Here is a 1,456-nt window from a genome sequence, read left to right on the forward strand (position 1 = left end):
GGGGAGGACGGGTGGGGTCGGGAGGACGGGCTGGATCATGTCTGCCTCACACGGAAGTGGCGGTGGGCTCCGGTGCGGTACGGGCACGGTCGTCGGCGCGCGGGGCGGCCGGTTCCGTGTCCTTGCCGCTGTCGCTGTTACTGCTGCTTTCGCTGTCGCCGCCGCGCAGGGCGATGGCGGCCGCGACCGGGGAGAGGAGGGCGAGGCCCGCGCAGAGCAGCCAGGTCCCGGTCACCCCGAGGTGCAGCGAGACGGGGGTGAAGACGGCCAGGGAGAGGGGTGCCGCGCCGATGCCGGAGAGCGTGAAGGTGGACATCGCGGCGCCCATCCGGCCTTCGGGGACGGCCTGCTGGTAGGCGGTGACGAGGGCGGGCCCGTTGAGGCCGGACAGGAGTCCGACGGCGGCGGCCGTGGCCGCGAGGACGGGGGCGGTGGGGACCAGCGCCATGGCCGCCATGCCGGCCGCGAGACCGGTTCCGGTCACCACGAGCTTGGCGTGGGCCGGGATGCGGTGGGCGAGGACCGCGCCGAGGGCGGCGGACGCGAGCGCGCCGGCGCTGAAGGCGGCCAGGACCAGGGCCACGGCGCCGATGCCCCAGCCCCGGTCGGCGGCGCGCAGGGGCAGGGCGACCTCGGCCGGCCACAGGAACGCCAGGTCCATGCAGAAGCAGGCCACGAACATCCACCGCAGGCGCCGGTGGGCGGCCAGGAGGCGGAAGCCGTCGCCGGAGCGGGCGAGGAGGGAGGGCCCCTGCGGGACGCGTTCGGGGCGGGTCATGCCGTGGGTCACGTGGGCGGCGCACCCCAGCCAGACGACGCAGCCGATCGCGGCCGCCGCGATGGCGCCGGGGAGGCCGCCGGCGATGACGAGCCAGGCCCCGAGCGGCGATCCGGCGATGGGGGCCAGGCGCAGCACCATGGAGAAGAGGGAGTTGGCCCGGCCGAGCTGCTCCTGGGAGGCGAGCCGGGGCAGCAGGACGCCGGAGGCCGGGCCGGTGAGGCCGAGCAGGGCGCCGTCGACGAGGGCGATGGCGATCAGCGGCCACAGGCTCTCGGTGGTGACGGTGACGAGCGCCCCGGCCGCGAGGATGGCGACACGGACGCTCGTCGCGCGGAGCAGGACGGCCCGGGGCCCGAGCACGTCGGTGAGGGCGCCGCCGAAGAGGAGCAGCAGGGCGCGCGGGAGGGTGGCGGCGAGGGTGACGGCCGTGACGGCACCGCGGCCGCCGAGCTGGACGGCGGTCCAGCTCATGGCGATCAGGAGGGCGAAGCTGCCCGCCTGGACGGCGGCCTGGCCGACGACGAGGCTGCTGACGCGCGGCCAGTCGACGAAGGACTTGGCACCGGGCGGCGCGGGAGGGGCGGGGGTCGTCGTTCCCATGGGGTCGGCTTTCTGTCGTCGGGGGCGCGGGGCGCGGGGCGCGTGCGAGCACGCGGAGGTGAGGACGGGTCGGGC

Annotated in this window: 1 protein-coding gene; it reads right to left on the reverse strand. The window is 76.7% G+C overall.

All coding sequences use genetic code 11. The features are described 5' to 3' along the window. Positions 1–46: 46 nt before the first annotated feature. Positions 47–1,381 carry an MFS transporter gene (locus ADL08_RS09920; protein ID WP_053641712.1) on the reverse strand — a complete coding sequence of 445 codons (1,335 nt, stop codon included), beginning with the start codon at positions 1,379–1,381 and terminating at the stop codon, positions 47–49. Positions 1,382–1,456: the final 75 nt, after the last annotated feature.

The organism is Streptomyces sp. NRRL F-6492 (assembly GCF_001280125.1).
Taxonomy (GTDB): Bacteria; Actinomycetota; Actinomycetes; order Streptomycetales; family Streptomycetaceae; genus Streptomyces.